Origin of the sequence: Flavobacterium sp. T12S277 (assembly GCF_048514875.1) — a bacterium.
Classification (GTDB): Bacteria; Bacteroidota; Bacteroidia; order Flavobacteriales; family Flavobacteriaceae; genus Flavobacterium.
Map to the genome: position 1 here is coordinate 410,731 of NZ_JBLYEG010000001.1, position 19,485 is coordinate 430,215.

Annotated in this window: 18 protein-coding genes; 11 read left to right on the forward strand and 7 right to left on the reverse strand. The window is 34.7% G+C overall.

The genetic code is table 11. The features are described from left to right. Positions 1-14: 14 nt before the first annotated feature. From ACN1CN_RS01700 to ACN1CN_RS01730, 7 genes are all read left to right on the forward strand, one after another. Positions 15-1,232 (forward strand): MDR family MFS transporter, encoded by a 1,218-nt coding sequence (locus ACN1CN_RS01700; RefSeq protein WP_419134422.1) that lies wholly within the window; start codon positions 15-17, stop codon positions 1,230-1,232. Between the two features lie 248 nt (positions 1,233-1,480). Further along, entirely contained in the window at positions 1,481-1,849 is a 369-nt protein-coding gene (locus ACN1CN_RS01705) for a BlaI/MecI/CopY family transcriptional regulator (protein WP_419134423.1), read from the forward strand. 6 nt (positions 1,850-1,855) lie between these two features. Beyond that, positions 1,856-3,451 carry a M56 family metallopeptidase gene (locus ACN1CN_RS01710; protein WP_419134424.1) on the forward strand — a complete coding sequence of 532 codons (1,596 nt, stop codon included), beginning with the start codon at positions 1,856-1,858 and terminating at the stop codon, positions 3,449-3,451. Between the two features lie 11 nt (positions 3,452-3,462). Then, complete coding sequence (locus tag ACN1CN_RS01715) at positions 3,463-3,831, forward strand: BlaI/MecI/CopY family transcriptional regulator (protein WP_291287995.1); 369 nt, start codon at positions 3,463-3,465, stop codon at positions 3,829-3,831. Positions 3,832-3,838: 7 nt separating this feature from the next. Continuing rightward, positions 3,839-5,644, forward strand: coding sequence for a M56 family metallopeptidase (locus ACN1CN_RS01720; RefSeq protein WP_419134425.1), 1,806 nt, complete (start codon positions 3,839-3,841; stop codon positions 5,642-5,644). A 105-nt stretch (positions 5,645-5,749) separates the two neighbouring features. Further along, the gene (locus ACN1CN_RS01725; protein ID WP_291287945.1) at positions 5,750-5,890 is read left to right on the forward strand and encodes an SsrA-binding protein; all 141 of its coding nucleotides are present in this window, start codon (positions 5,750-5,752) and stop codon (positions 5,888-5,890) included. A 94-nt stretch (positions 5,891-5,984) separates the two neighbouring features. Then, positions 5,985-6,830 (forward strand): EamA family transporter, encoded by an 846-nt coding sequence (locus tag ACN1CN_RS01730; RefSeq protein ID WP_419134426.1) that lies wholly within the window; start codon positions 5,985-5,987, stop codon positions 6,828-6,830. A gap of 86 nt (positions 6,831-6,916) precedes the next feature. On the opposite strand, the gene ACN1CN_RS01735 is transcribed toward ACN1CN_RS01730, so the two are convergent. Further along, positions 6,917-7,471 carry a fasciclin domain-containing protein gene (locus ACN1CN_RS01735; protein ID WP_264523803.1) on the reverse strand — a complete coding sequence of 185 codons (555 nt, stop codon included), beginning with the start codon at positions 7,469-7,471 and terminating at the stop codon, positions 6,917-6,919. A 210-nt stretch (positions 7,472-7,681) separates the two neighbouring features. Here ACN1CN_RS01735 and ACN1CN_RS01740 point away from each other — a divergent pair, with 210 nt between their 5' ends. From ACN1CN_RS01740 to ACN1CN_RS01755, 4 genes are read left to right on the forward strand one after another with little or no spacing between them, the layout of a single operon-like run. Next, the gene (locus ACN1CN_RS01740) at positions 7,682-8,212 is read left to right on the forward strand and encodes an ExbD/TolR family protein (protein ID WP_419134427.1); all 531 of its coding nucleotides are present in this window, start codon (positions 7,682-7,684) and stop codon (positions 8,210-8,212) included. 13 nt (positions 8,213-8,225) lie between these two features. Then, complete coding sequence (locus ACN1CN_RS01745) at positions 8,226-8,750, forward strand: ExbD/TolR family protein (protein WP_419134428.1); 525 nt, start codon at positions 8,226-8,228, stop codon at positions 8,748-8,750. Positions 8,751-8,763: 13 nt separating this feature from the next. After that, a complete protein-coding gene (locus ACN1CN_RS01750; RefSeq protein WP_419134429.1) occupies positions 8,764-9,288 on the forward strand; it encodes an ExbD/TolR family protein in 525 nt (174 codons plus the stop codon). Between the two features lie 13 nt (positions 9,289-9,301). After that, complete coding sequence (locus ACN1CN_RS01755; RefSeq protein ID WP_291287940.1) at positions 9,302-9,829, forward strand: ExbD/TolR family protein; 528 nt, start codon at positions 9,302-9,304, stop codon at positions 9,827-9,829. 172 nt (positions 9,830-10,001) lie between these two features. Here the strand turns inward: ACN1CN_RS01755 and ACN1CN_RS01760 are convergent, their stop codons facing one another. The 6 genes from ACN1CN_RS01760 to ACN1CN_RS01785 form a co-directional block, all read right to left on the reverse strand. Continuing rightward, positions 10,002-12,629 (reverse strand): DUF7619 domain-containing protein, encoded by a 2,628-nt coding sequence (locus ACN1CN_RS01760; protein WP_419134430.1) that lies wholly within the window; start codon positions 12,627-12,629, stop codon positions 10,002-10,004. Between the two features lie 138 nt (positions 12,630-12,767). After that, positions 12,768-14,546, reverse strand: coding sequence for a 30S ribosomal protein S1 (gene rpsA, locus ACN1CN_RS01765; RefSeq protein ID WP_264523799.1), 1,779 nt, complete (start codon positions 14,544-14,546; stop codon positions 12,768-12,770). Positions 14,547-14,855: 309 nt separating this feature from the next. Continuing rightward, the gene (locus ACN1CN_RS01770) at positions 14,856-15,506 is read right to left on the reverse strand and encodes a hypothetical protein (protein ID WP_419134431.1); all 651 of its coding nucleotides are present in this window, start codon (positions 15,504-15,506) and stop codon (positions 14,856-14,858) included. Between the two features lie 343 nt (positions 15,507-15,849). Continuing rightward, positions 15,850-16,272: an MgtC/SapB family protein gene (locus ACN1CN_RS01775; protein WP_264523797.1), complete on the reverse strand. Its 423-nt coding sequence runs from the start codon at positions 16,270-16,272 to the stop codon at positions 15,850-15,852. A 284-nt stretch (positions 16,273-16,556) separates the two neighbouring features. Continuing rightward, positions 16,557-18,506, reverse strand: coding sequence for an OmpA family protein (locus tag ACN1CN_RS01780; protein ID WP_419134432.1), 1,950 nt, complete (start codon positions 18,504-18,506; stop codon positions 16,557-16,559). Positions 18,507-18,516: 10 nt separating this feature from the next. Then, on the reverse strand, positions 18,517-19,425 hold the full coding sequence (locus tag ACN1CN_RS01785) for a type IX secretion system membrane protein PorP/SprF (protein WP_419134433.1): 909 nt from the start codon (positions 19,423-19,425) through the stop codon (positions 18,517-18,519). Positions 19,426-19,485: the final 60 nt, after the last annotated feature.

A 19,485-nucleotide genomic window follows, 5' to 3' on the forward strand; every position in this document is an offset into this window, starting at 1 on the left:
ATAACTTATTTATAATGCTCAAGACCGCTTTTAGCCGCTACATCAATAATTTTAAAGGTTTTTCCAGAGAAATTTGGATTCTTGCTATTATTACTTTTATCAATCGTGCCGGAACAATGGTACTTCCATTTTTGTCCAAATACTTAAAAGAAGATTTGCATTTTACGTACAATCAGGTAGGCTGGATTATGGTGGCTTTTGGTTTCGGATCAATGTTAGGCTCCTGGCTGGGTGGAAAATTAACAGACAAAATAGGGTTTTACAGAATCATGATTTTTAGTTTGTTTACGAGTGGAGTTTTCCTTTTCCTTGTTCAATATGTTACACATTTCTGGACGCTTTGCATCGCAATATTTTCGTTGATGACTATTGCCGATATGTTTCGCCCGGCGATGTATGTTTCGCTTGGGGCCTATTCTAAACCTGAAAACCGAACGCGCGCCCTTAGTTTGGTGCGTCTTGCTGTTAATTTAGGATTTGCGGCCGGACCTGCATTAGGAGGTTTGATTATTATGGGTATGGGGTATTCGGGCTTATTTTGGGTAGACGGTGCATCATGTATCATCGCCATTTCGATATTTGCCTTACTGGTTAAAGAGAAGAAAAAAGTAATACACGAAGACAAAATCGAAAGTACCGAAGTTAAAAAATCGGTTTTTCAGGACAAAATCTTTTGGGTTTTCTTGTTTGTGTGTTTCGCGACGGCTATCATATTCTTCCAGCTTTTTACCACTTTACCGCTGTATCACAATGAAAAATTTGGTTTAAGTGCGTTTCAAACAGGACTATTAATGACACTAAACGGATTGCTTATTTTTACTTTGGAAATGCCAACTGTTGCTTTTATGGAGCGGAAAGGCTTTCCTAAAATAAAAATTATCACACTTGGATCTTCCATTATAGCCCTGAGTTTCTTTTTATTATTGATTAATGTTTGGGCATGGATTCTGGCAATAAGCATGATTCTTTTCTCGATTGGAGAAATTCTCAACTTCCCTTTCTCGAATGCTTTTGCACTAAGCCGAGCACCACGCGGACAGGAAGGCCGTTACATGGCACTTTATACCATGAGCTTTAGTCTTGCACATATTGTGAGTGCAAAAGTAGGCTTCGAAATCATCTCCCGATTCGGATACCAAATCAACTGGCTTTTCATGGCTTCTATTGGAGTTTTTGCAACTCTATGCTGCTTTTGGATCAAAAAAGCATTGGTTAGAGAGAAGGTTTCTTAAAATCTTACTTTCCTTATATCGTTTATCATTTAGCAAACCCGACAGGTTTTAAAAACCTGTCGGGTTTATTTTTTACTACAAACTCTCAAAACAACCTATAAACAACTATAATTCAATAAATTATAGTTAAATTTATCATCCTTTTTTAAATCAAAAAATCATCCTAAACGTGTTTTTTAGTTAAATAACTACTTTTATAGTTGCATAACTAGAAAAATAGTTGTAGGTTTGATTTAAAATTAGAAAACATGCAAAAGTTAACGAACAAGGAAGAGGAAATCATGCATATTTTATGGAAGCTTAAAAAGGCTTTCGTAAAAGAAGTTCAGGCAGAAATAACCGAAGATCAACCCCATTACAATACATTATCGACGATAGTGCGTAATCTGGAAGAAAAAGATTTTGTCGCTCACAATGCTTTTGGAAACACACATCAGTATTATCCAACTATTACTTTAGAGGCGTACAGCAAAAAGTATATGAATACGGCAATCGACAACTATTTTAATAGTTCGTATAAAAATATGGTTTCCTTTTTTGCCAAAGAAGAAAAAATTTCAGCGGCAGAATTACGTGAAATCTTAGACATGATCGAAAATCCAAAAGAAGAAAAATAATTGTTTATGGAAGCACTTATCTTATTTATTGCAAAATCAGCTGGTTTATTAACCTTGTTTTACTGTGCCTACTATTTTTTACTGCGCAAAGAAACTTTTTTTAACAGCAACAGATGGTTCTTGCTGGCTGGTTTGGTTACCTCGGTAGTTTTGCCATTTCTGGTATATTCTAAAACGGTTTGGGTAGACGCTTCTCCAATATCCAATCTAAGTTACGTTACCGGTTCCCAACCACAGCTTATTAAAGATGAAGCTTCCGCAATCAATTGGAATTTAGTAGTACTTGGGGTCTATATCATTGGATTCCTGGGACTTCTTTTAAAATTTGCTGTTGATTTTTATAGCCTGAACACTGTTCTAAAAAATAAAAAGGTTACGCAACAGGCCGATTTTAAATTCATCGATACCCACGAAAGCATAGCACCTTTTTCTTATTTTGAATACATCGTTTACAACTCATCAATGTACACACCTTCAGAATTAGAAAGTATTATCGAGCACGAAAAGGTGCACAGTGAACAAAATCATACTATAGATGTTTTACTATCCAGAGTATTCTGCGTTCTCTTTTGGTTTAACCCTATTGTGTGGCTGTATAAAAAAGCAATTCTTCAAAATCTGGAATTCATCGCCGATAGTGAAGCTGCACGAAAAATCTCTGACAAGAAAGCCTATCAATACACACTTTTAAAAATAACAACACATGAAAATTGTGTTGCCATTACCAATCATTTTTATCAATCATTAATCAAAAAACGAATCATTATGTTAAACAAAAATCAATCAAAGAAAAGGAATTCCTGGAAATTTGGAGCAATAGTTCCGGCACTGGCTGCATTTGTACTATTATTTCAAATAGAAGTAATTGCCAAAGAAAAACAACAAACTGCAAAGGTAATTTCTGGAAAAACAGAATCAGTAGACGTTTACAAAATCAAAAAAAATACTACAGATGCTGAATTAAAGGAAATCAGAGAAAAATTGAAATCAATTCATAACATTGAATTTAAAGCTTCCGAAATAAAAAGAAATGCCGATAACGAATTAATATCAATTAAAATTGATGTCAAAAATGGCACACAGCAAGCACAATCTGTTCAGACTTCAGGGAACCAAACCATTAAAGATTTTGGGCTAATTGTTACAACGGATACGAATGGCAGCAAAAAAGTTGGCATTCAGACTGCTGACGAAAATAATGATTCTGAAAGTCACAAAGAATCCAAAAAAGTAAAAAGTAAAAAAGTAATCCTTAAACAAACTAAAGATGTTAACACTAATTCTGGTACTGACACAAAAATTACTGGCAATACTCATACAAATACTAGCACTACTACTGTAGTTACAGATGATAATGGCACAACCAGTGTGTCTACGACAAATAATGATGGCAAAATTATTATTTCAACTTCTGGTAAAGCTAGCACAAAAGAGCCTAAACTTATCATCGTTGATGGAGTCGAAATGCCTGCTGATTATAACCTTAACGACCTTAAACCGAAATACATTAAAAAAATGAGCGTTTACAAAGGAAGTGAAGCAACTGCCAAATATGGCGAAAAAGGATCTCATGGTGTAATCGATATCGAAACGCATAACTAAGAAAGCTTAAAATGCAAAAGCTAACCAATAAAGAAGAGGAAATCATGCACATTTTATGGAAGCTTAAAAAAGCTTTTGTAAAAGAAATACAGGCAGAGATTACAGAAGATCAGCCACATTACAACACTTTATCTACAATTGTTCGTAATCTGGAGGAAAAAGGTTATGTTAATCATAGTGCTTTTGGGAACACACATCAATACTACCCTCTGGTAAGTATCGAAGAATATCGAAAAGGATTTATGAATACCGCTATTGACAATTATTTTAATAGCTCTTATAAAAGTATGGTTTCCTTTTTTGCCAAGGAAGAAAAAATTTCGGCAGCTGAACTGCGTGAAATCTTAACCATGATCGAAACTCCTAAAGAAGTAATATAATTTGTATATGGAAGCTATTTTCATTTTTATCGCAAAATCAAGTGGATTGTTGGTATTGTTTTATGTGGCGTATTATTTTTTACTGCGCAAGGAGACTTTTTTTAACAGCAGCCGATGGTTTTTACTGGCCGGACTCATCACCTCAGTCATTTTACCTTTTTTGGTTTATACCAAGATTGTATGGATCGAGCCCACTCCTGTTGTTCAGGCTCCAACGGCAGTTACAGCACAAGCTACTGCCGCAGCCTTAGATAATTCAAAAACCTATCTTTCACCGGTTGTAGAAAAAGACGCCTTTGAGATCGATTGGAATTATGTTGTACTTGCTATTTATGCTCTTGGTTTTCTGGCTTTGGTCATCAAATTCATGATTGATTTCTACAGTCTGAATACAGTACTAAAAGGAAAAAAAGTACTGCAACAGGCCGATTTCAAATTTGTCGATATCAACGAAAATATTGCTCCTTTCTCCTATTTTGATTACATCGTGTACAACTCATCAATGTATACTCCTTCGGAATTAGAGAGTATTATCGAACACGAAAAAGTGCATAGCGACCAAAACCACACCATAGATGTTTTGATCTCAAGAGTTTTTTGTGTCTTATTTTGGTTCAATCCTTTTATGTGGCTGTACAAAAAAGCAATCCTTCAAAACCTTGAATTTATTGCTGATAGTGAAGCTTCTAAAAAAATAACCGACAAAAAAGCGTATCAATACACGCTTTTAAAAATAACAGCACATGAAAGTTGTGTTGCAATCACCAATCATTTTTATCAATCATTAATCAAAAAACGAATTGTCATGTTAAACAAAAATCAATCAAAAAAACGAAACTACTGGAAGTACTATGCCGTAATTCCTGCTCTTATAGGTTTTGTCTTCTTATTCCAAATTGAAGTAATTGCACAGGAAAAAGAATCAAAAGAACCTAAAGCAATTGCCGAGAAAACGGATCCTATTGATCTTATTAAAATTCAGAAAAACACAACCGATCAGGAACTTAAAAAAATCACAGAAGATCTAAAACAAAAACATAATATTGATGTTGTTATTTCGGATGTAAAAAGAAACAGCGAAAATGAGCTGACTGCTATTAAAGTAGATGTAAAAAGACAAAATGGAAAAACGCAAACCATCCACATCGAAAGCAACAAACCTATTAAAGGCTGTGGAATTGTGGTATCAACCCAAAACAACGGCTCTAAAAGCATAGCATTAATCACGGATGATGCTCCTGCTCCAGACAAGAGAAATGTAAGTAGAAATCAGATTACAGTAAACGACGAAAGCGATGATAACGATAGCGACAGCGATCATTCATCCCTGGCGCCTCCAACTCCACCGACTCCGCCAACTCCTCCTGCATTCCTTATTGAATCAATGCCACAAGTTCCTTCGATGGACGTACCGATGCCACCAATGCCTCCGGGAAATCCAAACAGCAAAACTGAAATGGCTAAGTTTAAAAAAGAAATGGCTGAATATGAAAAGAAGATTAAATCTATCGAACCTAGCATAGCAGCTTATGAAAAGCAGATAAACACTGTGATGGCACAAAAAGAAGCGGTTTACGAAAAGGAGATGGCAAAATTCGAGATTGCTATGGATAAATTTACTGCCGAAATGGACAAATATACGCAGGACATTCAGGTAAAATACGGTAAAGACTCTAAAGAATACGAAATCAACATGAAGCAGTATGAGATCGACATGAAGCAGCATGAAGCCGATATGAAGAAACATGAAAAAGAAATGAAGAGATACGAGAAAGAAATGAAAAAGCTTGAGAAAGAGAGCAAAAAATCGTAATTCGGGATATCTTTAAAAACCAAATAAACACCTAAAAATCAACAACAAAGACTTTGCTTAACCGCAAAGTCTTTTTTTTATATCTTTGCAAAAAATCTACCGCTCATGTATAAAATTTTAGCCAAAATCAACAAAATCCTATTACCGAGTTTTACCAGACAAGGACTGGACATTTCGAAAGCAAAAAAATGGCAGATGGCGGTCATCGGTTATCGTGCTTTTGTTACCAAACGGGCATTAGAATAATTCGATACCCTATTCCAAAATAAAATACTAAACTCTTAGTATACAACATAAGCTACCGCTCTGAGTGGTAGTTTCCCCCTTCCACTACATTTCCATGCAAAACAAAAAATTCAATATCCCTCCTGTTTACGCGGTGCTTTTAGCCATCATAAGCGTTCAGTGTGGAGCGGCAATTGCCAAAACTTTATTCCCAACCATAGGTGCTGCCGGAACTGCTTCTTTGCGAATCGGAATCTCAGCTATCCTCTTACTATTAGCATACCGACCAAATTTAAAAGCAATCACTCCAAAACAATGGAAAATAGTGCTCCCTTATGGCTTAACTCTGGGTGCCATGAATTTGGTTTTTTATACCGCTATTGAAAGAATCCCGATTGGCTTAGCCGTAACACTTGAATTTATAGGTCCGTTGTTAGTGGCTATTATCGGTTCAAAACGTCTACTTGATTATTGCTGGGTACTACTGGCAGCAATCGGAATCGTTTTGATAGCGCCCTGGTCCAATGATAGTATTGATCCAGTAGGAGTTATATTTGCTCTTTTGGCTGGTGCTTTATGGGCTACTTATATTATTCTGGGAGGAAAAGTATCTAAAATTATGCATGACGGTCAAGCAGTTGCTACGGGAATGTTATTTGGAGCTATTTTGATTTTACCATTTGGTTTATACGAAAACGGACTGGCAAATCTTACTCCTAAATTCCTTGGGATGGGCTTTGCTCTGGCACTTTTATCCAGTGCGATTCCGTTTACACTCGAAATGAAGGCATTGGGACAATTGCCTCCCCGAACCTTTAGTATTTTAATGAGTCTGGAACCTGCCGCTGCGGCAGTCTGCGCTTATATTTTCTTGCAGGAGCATTTAAATTTTTATGAAATTCTGGCGATAGTCTGTGTGGTAATTGCTTCGGTTGGATCAACCTTAACCGCAAAGAGATAAAAGCTTGAAAAATTCAAATTCCAAATTCCAAATCCCAACTTTTAAATTGGAATTTGGAATTTGAATTTTGAGATTTAAGAGCTCTATTAGCTTTTTGGTAATAATACCGTATCCACTACGTGTATCACCCCATTTGACTGATTTACATCTGCGATAGTTACTTTAGCACTGTTTCCGCTTTCGTCAGTAAGGTATAAATCTTTTCCTTTCATCCAGGCAGTCAAAGTTCCTCCGTTAACAGCTTTAATAACAGCTTTACCTTTACCGGCTTTAATTGCTTTTGCAATATCTGAAGCATTCCATTTTCCTGCTGCAACATGATAAGTCAAAATATTTTGAAGCATTTTTTTGTTTTCTGGTTTCAATAATGTTTCAACGGTTCCTTTTGGTAATTTATCAAATGCTGCATTTGTTGGGGCAAAAACGGTAAATGGTCCTTTTCCTTCTAGTGTTTCAACTAAGCCGGCGGCTTTTACGGCTGCTACTAATGTAGTGTGGTCTTTTGAGTTAACAGCATTTTCAATAATATTTTTATTGGGATACATTGCAGCTCCTCCAACCATTACTGTTTTTTGTGCAAATGATGTAAATCCAAATCCCAATGCTAAGATTGCTACGGCTAAAAATTTTCTAGTTTTCATAATTAATATTTTAAGTTATAAGCTCATTTACGCTGGAATATTTGTTTTGGTTTTAGCAAAAATTGAAAATTTTTTAGAAAAAACTAAAATATCCTCAATTAGCACTGTAAAACAAGCTTTTAGTACTTCAAATTATTTTTGATTATTTTTAAAATCTTATCACAATTTGTTTTATTTTTAGTAATAACTTTAACTATAAATCGAACCATTATGCAAAATCTGCCTCAAAAAATCAGAAGTAAAAAGTTAAGTACCAAAGTCGATTTAACTGCAATGGTCAGCGTTTCATTCTTGCTGATTATCTTTTTTATGGTAACGATCGAATTGGCGAAGCCAAAAGTTTTGGATTATTATTTGCCTAATTGTATTGATGAACAATATCGCTCAGTTTGCAATATCTCGAATGAAAATCGAATTATGACGGTGCTTTTAGACGACAATAATAAAGTAATTACTTACACAGGCTTACTATACGTTCCTATTGATACTCCCAAAACAACAAAATATGGGAAAAATGGAATTAGAAAAGTGCTGTTTGAAAGAAATAAAAAAGTTTTAGAATATTCAACTGCATTAGGAAAACCCGGAAGAGGAATTACAGTAATTATTAAGCCCAGCAAAAATTCAAATTATGGGAACTTAATTGATATACTGGACGAGATGGCTATTGCTAAAATTGAAGCCTATGCTATTATACCAGAATTTACTCCCGAAGAAACAAAACTATTAGCTTCAAATTAATAAATTGACTGACATGAAAAATCTGCCTCAAAAAATCAGAAGTAAAAAGTTAAGTACCAAAGTCGATTTAACTGCAATGGTCAGTGTTTCATTCTTGCTGATTGTCTTTTTTATGGTAACCATCGAATTGGCCAAACCAAGAGGTATTGATTTAGGTTTGCCAGATTATTCAGATACATGTGGAGGAAGGGGATGCATTAGAGGAAATCGTTTATACACCATTATACTGGATGATAATGATAACATAATAACCTATTCGGGTGTGTTATCCTATCCTTTAGAAGCGCCTAAAAAGGTTAAATTTGGAAAAAATGGTATTAGAAAGGAAGTATTTCTAAAAAAGAAAGAAGTAAGTGATTATATGGTATCTGTAGGGAAACCAAAAAATGGCGTGATTGTTTTTATAAAGCCATCTAAAAAATCTAATTTCAAAAATCTCGTAGATATTTTAGATGAGATGAAAATTGCAGGTATCAATTCCTATGCTATTATAAATGATTTTATGCCTGAAGAAACAAAACTATTGGCTTCAAATTAATAAATTGACTGACATGAAAAATCTGCCTCAAAAAATCAGAAGTAAAAAGTTAAGTACAAAGATTGATTTAACTGCAATGGTCAGTGTTTCATTCTTACTGATTATCTTTTTTATGGTAACCATCGAATTGGCCAAACCTAAAGTCATAGTATATGATACTGGAGATAGAGGTTGTTGTGAGTGCCCTCCTCCTCATCATGGAGAAAATAGATCAATGACCATAATGTTAGGTAAAAACAACAAAATCATTACTTATACAGGATTGCCATACGTTCCTATTGATGCTCCCAAAACAACAAAATATGGGAAAAATGGAATTAGAAAAGTGCTGTTTGAAAGAAATAAAAAAGTTTTAGAATATTCAGCTGCATTAGGAAAACCTGGAAGAGGAATTACAGTAATTATTAAGCCCAGCAAAAATTCAAATTATGGAAATTTAATTGATATTCTGGACGAGATGGCTATTGCTAAAATTGAGGCCTATGCTATTATACCAGAATTTACTCCCGAAGAAACAAAACTATTAGCTTCCAATTAATAAATTGACTGAAATGAAAAATCTACCTCAAAAAATCAGGAGTAAAAAGTTAAGTGCCAAAGTCGATTTAACTGCAATGGTCAGCGTTTCATTCTTGCTGATTGTCTTTTTTATGGTAACGATCGAATTGGCCAAACCAAAAGGTATTGATTTAAGTCTGCCACATGATGCAGATGATTTCGTTTGCGGACCTACTTATGATGTTGATATTAATCGTATCTATACCATATTATTGGATGATAATGACAAAATTGTTACGTATTCAGGATTACTTTCTCTGTATGAAAATCCAAAAAGTATCGTTTATGGAGAAAATGGAATTAGAAAAGAATTATTTGAAACAAATAGAAAAATCAAAGAATATTTGACAGAAAGTGGAAGACCAAAAAGCGGTACGATCGTAATTATTAAACCCAGCGAAAAAAGCAATTTTAAAAACCTTGTTGATATTCTGAACGAGATGGCTATTGCTAAAATTGATACTTATGCAATTGTAAACGATTTTACTCCCGAAGAAACCAAGCTACTGGCTGCAAAATAAAACTTCTTTTGAAAAGTTTTGCCTTTAGCCCTGATGGTAGCGGCATCCTTTTTCTGGCTTCTTTAGCCAGAAAAAGATAGAGCGAACAGCAGGAAACAGCTTCTTAAACTAAATATTAGACATAAAAAAAGTCCCGCATTGCTGTGGGACTTCTTATTTTTAAAGCACATTCTTAATATTTGATAAATTTCATAGCCGAACTTCCTTTATCCGATTTTACTTTTATAAAGTAATTGCCTGCAGTAAGTCTTGAAACATCAATACTAGAAGCCGATTTTGCATTTGGAACTGCAATTACCAATTGCCCTAACATATCATAAATGGATAGAGATTGTATTTCTATGCCTTCCTTTGCATTAATATTTAAAGTATGATTTACCGGATTTGGATACAACGTAAAATAGCTCGAAAACTCAAAATCGGGAGTCCCTAATGTTACTGTTTTAAAAGTTGAAGTCGCTTTGTTGGTTAAGATCGGGAAATTATAATCGAAATAAATATTGGCCTCGTTCGTAAAGGTATCTCCAACTCTTAAGTTTGATTTTGTTTTGATTTTAAACGCTACATAACCGTCGTTATTGGCATCATCAAAGGGAAGATTGATACCCTCAAAAATAAATTCTACCTTATTCCCTGCTGCAATTTTAGTTGTAAAAGGATGACTTGAACTGGTTGGAACTAAAGTTGTAAGGTCAAATTTAGACAAATCGATCATGTCTTTTACCACAATGTTCTCTGCAGCAAATGTTCCGGTATTTTCAAAACGAATCATATAGTGCACATACTCTCCTATTAATTCTGGTGTAATAACCGAGCCTTCTAAACAGGTTTTATCGTTTGGATCATAAGAACCTACCACTACCTGATTAAGTGTAAAAGCATTGTCGATTGGGCTTTCGTCTTTGTCCTGAGAAGCAATAGTTGCTGTTAATTTTAAAACATCGCCATTGTTTACAGCAGGTATATCTGTTGGTTTGTTTGATTTTAAAGTAAATACTATTTCTCTGCTTTCAAATGGCTGAATAGCAACAAAACTCCATTCTATAGCATTAACTGATTTAGAAGAAAAAGCAGTATTGGAAGAGACATACTCCAATATGGCATCATCAAACCCAAATTTTATCGAACCCGATTGCACTACATTACCCTTATTTTTATATACGATTTTATACTTAGCGTCAAAACCGGGCCTTGCAACATCAATTGGTAATATCGTAACTTCTAAATCCCGATAAGTACCAACTGGAGTGATACAAAAATTTTGAGTATATGGACTTGTCTGCGCCGGAAAAACAATCGTTGCGGTTGCCGGTGTCACAGAAAAATACCACGGATTTTCTAAAACAGGAGTTATCTTGTGCGTTCCTTTTAAAACAGGAATAGAATAATTACCCGATGAATTATTAACAAATGTTCCGGAAGAAGCTCCCACAATATTAAATTTTAAATTAGGATAAAACGGATCCGAATTGTCACAGCCATTTTTATTCGAGTCAATTCTCTGTGACCCCTGAATTACAAAATAATCCTCTCCCGGATGAAAATTGCAATAGGAATTTACATGACAGTCTGTATATTTATACGTTTTGATTAAATTTTGAACTGTAGTAATTTCATTATCATTTTCATCTACGCAAATGTATTTCAAGTTGGGACAGTTGGCAAATTCCATACTGGATTGATTAATGATCCCATTTTTAATGGAAAGATATTTTAAATTTAAATTATTTGAAATACTAAAATAGGATCCTAGCTTACCATAAAATTCTAAACTTTCAAACTTATTATAACCAGCATATAAAGACTCAAACTTTTTACATAAAGACAAATCAAGCTCTTTTATTAAGTTATTGTCACAAGATATATTCAACAAGTTTATAGAACCTTTGATGTTCAAATTTGTTAGTTTATTATTGCTGCAATTAATCGACTCCAGAGCGACCAAATTAGATAAATTTAAATCGGTTAAATTACATTTATAAACATCTAACGATTTTAGATTTGGGGTATTTACAAGGCTTAATTCGCTTAATGTACTATTCTCACTAATTCTAAGATACTCCAGTTTAGGCAGGTCCTTCACCAGGATTGTAGTGAAATTATTCAAATTAGCTTCTACACCAACAATATTCTTGCAACTGGTTAAATCCAGATCTGTCAATAGATTGTTACTGCAATACAAAAACTCCAGATTAGTCTGATTGCTTAAATCAAGGCTTTTTATTTTTGATCTCGTAATCATCAGTGTTTTTAACGATTTTAGGCTTTGAAGGTTGATTGATTCTAATCGATCTCCCCCTAAAAACAAAGTTTCCAGATTGGTAAACTGAGAAATTCCTGTCGGACCATTATCCAATAAATAGGGCATTATTGAAAGGCTACTTTCTGCGCGTATTTCTTTTAAATTAAGCCCGTTAATGTTGAGATCTTTTGTAACTAAATCTCCTCCACAATTTATTCTTTCTAAATTTTTCAACGGTCTCAAATCGGCGGTTACTCTTTGTCCGTAAAAATTCAAAGTCTTTAAATTGACAAAAAATTCAATTCCCATTAAATTATAAATCGTCGATTTCGTTCCTCCCAGTTCCAAAAAATAAACTTTTGATGCCTCCACAGCATTAATTTCCTTATCAAAATTGGAATCGACAACAATATTATTTCCGTTTATATCTTTTGCAAATCCATTGGTTGCATTTGCCGAGAGCAATCTTTCTTTAAAAGGAGTACTTCCAAAAGTAATCACCTGTGCATTAGCACCATAAAAACATAACAATAAAACTAAAAAGTAGAGTTTCTTCATAAGTGGTATTTTTACACAAAAACAACTCTTTAACACAATAACACAACTTTTTCTGTTAAAATTTAAAGAAGAAAAATAATGAAACAAAAAAAAAGTCCCACATTGCTGTGGGACTTTCTATTTAGAGGAAACTAAGAATTATTTTTTCTCAGTTTTTTCCATTTTAGCTTTTAATGCAGCTAATACATCATTGTTATCTCCTAAAGTTGCAGCTGGTGCATTTGTAGAAGAAGCAGATGAAGTATTTTCAGTTGCAGCTTTCACGTTTTTCTCTTCTTCTTCACGGAAGATAGCAGTGTGCGAAGCAACTACTCTTTTGAATTCTTTGTTGAATTCGATTACTTTGAAATCAGCAGTATCACCTTTTTTCAATTTCTTTCCGTCTTCTTTTTCAAGGTGACGAGTAGGAATGAAAGCAACGATATCATCTCCGAATTCTACAGTAGCTCCTTTGTCAACGATTTCAGAAATCTCACCATTGTGGATAGTTCCTACAGCGAAAGAATCTTCGTATTGATCCCAAGGATTAGCAGTAGTTTGCTTGTGACCTAAAGATAATTTACGTCCTTCAACATCTAATTCTAATACAACTACATCAAGTTTTTCACCAACATTTACAAATTCAGATGGGTGTTTGATTTTCTTAGTCCAAGAAAGGTCAGAGATGTAAATTAATCCATCGATTCCTTCTTCTAATTCTACGAAAATACCAAAGTTTGTAAAGTTTCTAACGATACCTGTATGTTTAGAACCTACTGGGTATTTAGAAGTAATATCAGTCCATGGATCTTGAGTCAATTGTTTGATACCTAATGACATTTTACGGTCATCTCTATCTAAAGTTAAGATAACAGCTTCAACAACATCTCCAACTTTCACGAAGTCCTGAGCAGAACGTAAGTGAGTTGACCATGACATTTCAGAAACGTGGATTAAACCTTCAACACCTTCAGCAACTTCGATAAATGCACCGTAATCAGCGATTACAACTACTTTACCTTTTACTTTATCACCAATTGTTAAATTAGCATCTAAAGCATCCCATGGGTGAGCGTTTAATTGTTTCAATCCTAATTGAATTCTTGTTTTCTCATCATCGAAATCAAGGATTACAACGTTTAATTTTTGGTCTAATTCAAGAACTTCACTTGGGTGGTTGATTCTACTCCAAGAAAGGTCAGTAATGTGAATTAATCCGTCAACACCACCTAAGTCAATGAACACACCATAAGAAGTAATGTTTTTAACAACACCTTCTAATACTTGTCCTTTTTGTAATTGACCGATGATTTCTTTTTTCTGTACTTCAATATCAGCCTCGATAAGTGCTTTGTGAGATACAACAACGTTTTTGAATTCGTGGTTAATTTTTACCACTTTGAATTCCATCATTTTGTTTACATATACATCGTAGTCTCTAATTGGCTTAACGTCAATTTGAGATCCTGGTAAGAACGCCTCGATACCGAATACGTCAACGATCATACCTCCTTTAGTTCTACATTTAACAAAACCGTTAACGATTTCTCCAGTTTCATTAGCTGCAATAACTCTATCCCAAGATTTGATAGTACGTGCTTTTCTGTGAGATAATACTAATTGACCTGTTTTGTCCTCACGGATGTCGATTAATACTTCTACTTTGTCACCTACTTTTAAGTTTGGGTTGTAACGGAATTCGTTTAAAGAAATAACACCTTCAGATTTAGCATTGATATCAACGATAACGTCTCTATCTGTAATTCTAACAACAACTCCTTCAACTACTTCTTCTTGATCTGTAGCGATGAAAGTTTTTGATACTAGTTCTTCAAACTCTTGTAAGTTTTTCTCATCTACTGCATCAATTCCTTCTTGGAAGTTATGCCAGTTAAAATTTGCTAAAAACTCTTCTTGTGATTTTAATTGTTCAGACATGCTGATAAAAAATTTGTATTCTGTTTTTCTCGAGTTTCATAAAGCAGTAGAAAAAACAGAAGTTGTTTTACATAAATAGTTGATACCTAATGGAAACTCTTCTTTGCCAAAAGGACTGCAAAATTAATACATTTATTCTTAACAGCAAAACAAAATCAAATGATTATCAATTCATTACTCGAACATCACGAAACTAAACCGTTTTAGAGAACAAAACTTCACTGTATCCTTTTAAAAATCATACCCGACAGCTTTCAAAAACTGTCGGGTATGATGGTGTCATTTTATATTTATGTGAATCTCTTTTCCCTAAAATGCCGAGGTGAGATGGGTACTTTTGCTCTTTTCCAACAAAATATCGAGTTTTAAAACGGTTTGTCTCCCGTTTTCGTCAATATAATTAACCGTTTCCTTATCTGCATTTAGAGAAATTGTCTTCGGGTAATTGAAGTAAGGGACTATCTCTGAAAGATGAATTACAATATCCTCACCAGCACTATTCTTGTAACTCAAAATACCACTCTTGTTTTCAAATACTGCTCCGATAAAAGTTTCGTTGTGCGTTGTCATCGAAAGCCACATTGTTCCATTACAAAAGTAAACATCTTTTGTAGAGAAATCTATAAAAATGTCTCCTGCCATCCCGTTGTCTCTTGGAATACCATTTTCTTCGGTCATGTTTTTTAGATTATTCCATTTATTGTTGTACCAATAATAATAACCAGATAAAAGATTTACGCTACTTACTGTATTAAAAACCAAAATAAATCGGGTATCCTTATCTACTACTGTCGACTTGTCAAACCTACTTTTTAATATTGCTCTTGGAATCATGATTTCTTTATTTTTACAAATTAGATCGAAACGGGATGATACATCTGACATTTGTTTTTGAGTGCCTGTCTGGCAAAGTGCAACGATAGGAACTAATAGTATAACATACAAAATTATCTTTCTCATCTTTAAGCTTAACCTTTAAATTCAGACACAAATTTACCACACTCATTTACTGCATATTAGCAATATTAGACAGACAGATTAAAAGACGTAATAAGTGGTACAGTACTCTGTATAAACGGTAAAAGCGGGATCAGAAAATAATTGTTGTTGCTTCACAGAAAATCAGGCTCCATCTCCTGTTCGAGTAACGACAAACAGCAAGACATAGCGAAGCCTCCAATTGTCCCGGTATCTGATACAAACAGAAGGAGTCTTTTGGAAAAATCAAATTATAAAAATTAGGAGAAAAACAGGTCGGGTACCTTAAGGACTTTATTGTTGTACAACATTGAAAGGCTTGCTTTTACTTTCGATTTCGCAGCCATCTTTCAATTGGTTCCAAAACGGTATTGACAAAGGTAACGAGAAAGGTACAAATCAGGGCTTCGATAAAATACCCCGATGCGGCAATACATCCAATAGCCGCACTGCACCATATTGTGGCCGCAGAATTCAGCCCGTGTACATTAGGGCCTTCTCTAAAAATAACACCGGCTCCCAAAAAACCAACTCCCATGACCACCTGAGCTGTAATACGGGTTACATCAATATTGGGCGCTGTTGCCGCCACTTTAATCGATAACAAAACAAATGCTGCTGCACCTGTTGCTACCAGCATATTGGTTTTTAAACCGGTTTCTTTGTGGTGCCACTGCCTTTCGAAACCAATAATTAGTCCGGCAAACAGTGCAATTATAAGTCGGGTTAGAAATTCTGTTGTACTCAAAGTTATTGTTTTTTATAATTAGATACCGTTGGGTTTATATTTTCACACAGATTGCTTCGCCTGTTCGCTATCGCTCGGGTCTGCAGATTTAGCAGATTTTTTTCTGTTTAATTTTTTCTCTAAATCATTTAATAGAATAAATTTAAGAAATTAAATACAATCATTTTTTATCTCTATCATTAAAAAACAAATCTCTTTGTACGGCACAAAAAAAGCTGCAGGATTACCCTGCAGCCTTCATAACAATTAATTAACTCAACTTTATTAAAAAAGCTAACTCTTTATTACATCGAAACAATAATAAACTCACTTCTTCGATTCGCCTGATGTTCTTCTGTAGTACATTTTACGCCATCAGCACATTTATTCAGTAATTGTGTTTCTCCATATCCTTTTCCGGTTATGCGATCAGCGGCTATACCTTTTTTAACAAGCCATGCCACTGTTGCTTTAGCCCTTCTGTCGGATAGTTTTTCATTGTAAGCATGAGTTTGTCGGCTATCGGTGTGCGAACGAACATCAATTTTCATGTTTGGATTTTGAAGCATCACCTGACGGATTTTCTCTAACTCAATGGCAGCCTCTTTTCGAACAATCGATTTACCCAAATCGAAGTAAATCATTTTTATGTGTAAAATTTTCGCCAAATCATCGCCAATAATCAATTTTTCAATCGTTTTTTCAACCACTTTTTGAGGCGTTCTTTTCAAAGGTAATGTCAAACTTGTTTTATCGATTGCTTTAGGTAATTCGTTAGTATCATAATCTTGTCTTGCAGCGCGAACAAAGTATTCTTTATTGCAATTTACTTTAAAACTATACTTCCCATCGGCTCCGGTTATTACCTCTCCTATTATCTGAAGCTGATTGTCAAGTAAGTTTACTTTAGCATTCTCGAGTACCAAATTTGTTTCGGCATCTATAACCGTTCCTGATAAAATCTCCTCACAAGGTAATTTTCTGGTTTCCGAAAAACGGTAGACGTCATCGTAACCATGTCCTCCATCTCTATTGGATGAGAAAAAACCGGTTCTGCTTTTATTGTCTATTATAAAACCAAAATCATCCAGTTTTGTATTAATAGGAGCTCCAACATTCTGAACTTCGCTAAACGTCAAGTCCTTTTTAATAGTCGAAACAAATACATCAAGTCCTCCTAACCCTGGTCGTCCGTCGCTGGCAAAATACAGTTCATTATCTCCTGATATAAAAGGAAAAGTTTCTCTTCCTTCTGTATTAATTGCGGCTCCCAGATTTTCAGGTTTACCAAAACTGCCATCGGTATTAATAGTCACACTATACAAATCTGATTGTCCAAAAGTACCCGGCATGTCTGAAGCAAAGTATAACTTTTTTTCATCTACACTTAATGTCGGATGTGCCACACTGTATTGATCGCTGTTAAAAGGCAATTCAACGATATTCGTCCATTTACCCTCGATATAACTTGCTTTGTACAATTTCAACAAAGTGACTTTCTTGTCGTCTGTCCCTTTTGTACCGTTCAGAAAATTGTTTCTGGTAAAATACATCGTTAATCCGTCTTTTGTAAAAACAGGAGTCGATTCATTAAATTTTGAATTGACCTTATTTTCAAATCGCTTCGGAATTCCAACGCTACCATCGGCGTTTAATTCTGCCGAATAAATATTGGTAAAAGATTTATTGGTCCATTTGAATTTTACTTTGGCAACTCCGCCCGTATCTCTCGCAGACGCAAACACCAATTTGTTACCTAAAAAAGAACTTCCGTAATCTGAATATCTTGAATTAATTCCGGCATCGGCTATTTCAAATCGACCTGAATTGTTTTTTATCTGCTCCAAATAATTTTTATTCTTTTCAAATAACAATCCTCTTTTATCCGTACTTGCTTTTTGATTGAAAAGCTCTAATATTTTGTCGGCTTTGGCATAATTTCCTGTTGCTTTTAGTGTTTGGGCATATCGGTAATAATACTCAAATTCCTGTTGATCATTCATTCCGAAAAGAGCTTTGTACCATTTTAAGGCCTTCACCAACTCGCCATTAAAATAATAGGCATTACCCAGTCGCTGGAACATTTTCTCCTCTCTATATCCTTTTTCTGCTACCTTTTCGTAAGTAGCAATTGCATCGATATAAGCATATTTATCGTATTTTTTATCAGCACTGGCGATACTGCCTGTCTGTGCAATCCCCTTGCAAACAAACAGCACTAAAAAAACGTTATAAACTAAATTTTTAATTTTCATAGTTGAAGTATTAGAAGAATCTTGGTGAAGTAATTCGGCTGTAGTTGTTTAGGAACTCAAAACGCAAAAATATCTCGTGCGATCCGGAGTTGTAATTTACCAATCGCGTAGTTTCACGATCGTAAGCATAACCTAAATACATACTGTCGCTTATCTGAAATCCTGCCAAGGCACTAATTGACGCACTCCATCTGTAAGCAACCCCAATAACAAATTTATCATTAAACATAAAGTTGGCCGAAGCATCTACCTGCAATGGTGAGCCTTCTACCATTTTAGTCATTAAGGCCGGCTTGAATTTTATGGTTTCATAACGATTCAGATTAAATACATAACCTGCTATGAAATAATAGTTGATACGATCTTTGTAGATTGAATAATCGTTATCGTCATAGCGGTTAGTTTGAATAAAATTGGGAACTGACAATCCCACATAAGCTTTATCAGTATGCCAGTAAACCCCTGCTCCGATATTGGGAGCAAATTTATTCTGAAAATCCTGAAATTGAGTATCTCCCTGATGTTCCGGGCTTAACTTCGTAGGATCTAGTTTGAAGATGTTCGCCGAACCTTTAATACCAAAAGAAAGTTTTGCAGTTGCTGATGTTGGTATTGAGTAAGAGAAATCAGCTGATATATTGTTTTCATTTGTTGGTCCGATTTTATCATTGACTACTGATACTCCCAAACCTACATTATTGTTTATGGGTGTATTTAATGAAAAACTACTGGTTTCGGGTGCTCCATCAAGCCCAACCCACTGGGTACGATACATTCCGAAAATGCTCATCACTCCACGGGAACCTGCATACGCTGGATTTATATTAATGGTATTATACATGTATTGTGTAAACTGCGCATCTTGCTGAGCAAAACCTGCAGTAGAACAAAACAATAAAACTAAAACTAATTTTCTCATTTATTTTATTTTTAAATAATGGCTTAGCCTATTGACTAAGCCATTTTATTAGTACAGAAT

What these genes read in the sequence shown, in the direction of transcription:
- ACN1CN_RS01700 (WP_419134422.1), top strand. Translation starts at nt 15, where the DNA reads ATGCTCAAGACCGCTTTTAGCCGCTACATCAATAATTTTAAAGGTTTT.
- ACN1CN_RS01705 (WP_419134423.1), top strand. Translation starts at nt 1,481, where the DNA reads ATGCAAAAGTTAACGAACAAGGAAGAGGAAATCATGCATATTTTATGG.
- ACN1CN_RS01710 (WP_419134424.1), top strand. Translation starts at nt 1,856, where the DNA reads ATGGAAGCACTTATCTTATTTATTGCAAAATCAGCTGGTTTATTAACC.
- ACN1CN_RS01715 (WP_291287995.1), top strand. Translation starts at nt 3,463, where the DNA reads ATGCAAAAGCTAACCAATAAAGAAGAGGAAATCATGCACATTTTATGG.
- ACN1CN_RS01720 (WP_419134425.1), top strand. Translation starts at nt 3,839, where the DNA reads ATGGAAGCTATTTTCATTTTTATCGCAAAATCAAGTGGATTGTTGGTA.
- ACN1CN_RS01725 (WP_291287945.1), top strand. Translation starts at nt 5,750, where the DNA reads ATGTATAAAATTTTAGCCAAAATCAACAAAATCCTATTACCGAGTTTT.
- ACN1CN_RS01730 (WP_419134426.1), top strand. Translation starts at nt 5,985, where the DNA reads ATGCAAAACAAAAAATTCAATATCCCTCCTGTTTACGCGGTGCTTTTA.
- ACN1CN_RS01735 (WP_264523803.1), bottom strand. Translation starts at nt 7,471, where the DNA reads ATGAAAACTAGAAAATTTTTAGCCGTAGCAATCTTAGCATTGGGATTT.
- ACN1CN_RS01740 (WP_419134427.1), top strand. Translation starts at nt 7,682, where the DNA reads ATGCAAAATCTGCCTCAAAAAATCAGAAGTAAAAAGTTAAGTACCAAA.
- ACN1CN_RS01745 (WP_419134428.1), top strand. Translation starts at nt 8,226, where the DNA reads ATGAAAAATCTGCCTCAAAAAATCAGAAGTAAAAAGTTAAGTACCAAA.
- ACN1CN_RS01750 (WP_419134429.1), top strand. Translation starts at nt 8,764, where the DNA reads ATGAAAAATCTGCCTCAAAAAATCAGAAGTAAAAAGTTAAGTACAAAG.
- ACN1CN_RS01755 (WP_291287940.1), top strand. Translation starts at nt 9,302, where the DNA reads ATGAAAAATCTACCTCAAAAAATCAGGAGTAAAAAGTTAAGTGCCAAA.
- ACN1CN_RS01760 (WP_419134430.1), bottom strand. Translation starts at nt 12,629, where the DNA reads ATGAAGAAACTCTACTTTTTAGTTTTATTGTTATGTTTTTATGGTGCT.
- rpsA (WP_264523799.1), bottom strand. Translation starts at nt 14,546, where the DNA reads ATGTCTGAACAATTAAAATCACAAGAAGAGTTTTTAGCAAATTTTAAC.
- ACN1CN_RS01770 (WP_419134431.1), bottom strand. Translation starts at nt 15,506, where the DNA reads ATGAGAAAGATAATTTTGTATGTTATACTATTAGTTCCTATCGTTGCA.
- ACN1CN_RS01780 (WP_419134432.1), bottom strand. Translation starts at nt 18,506, where the DNA reads ATGAAAATTAAAAATTTAGTTTATAACGTTTTTTTAGTGCTGTTTGTT.
- ACN1CN_RS01785 (WP_419134433.1), bottom strand. Translation starts at nt 19,425, where the DNA reads ATGAGAAAATTAGTTTTAGTTTTATTGTTTTGTTCTACTGCAGGTTTT.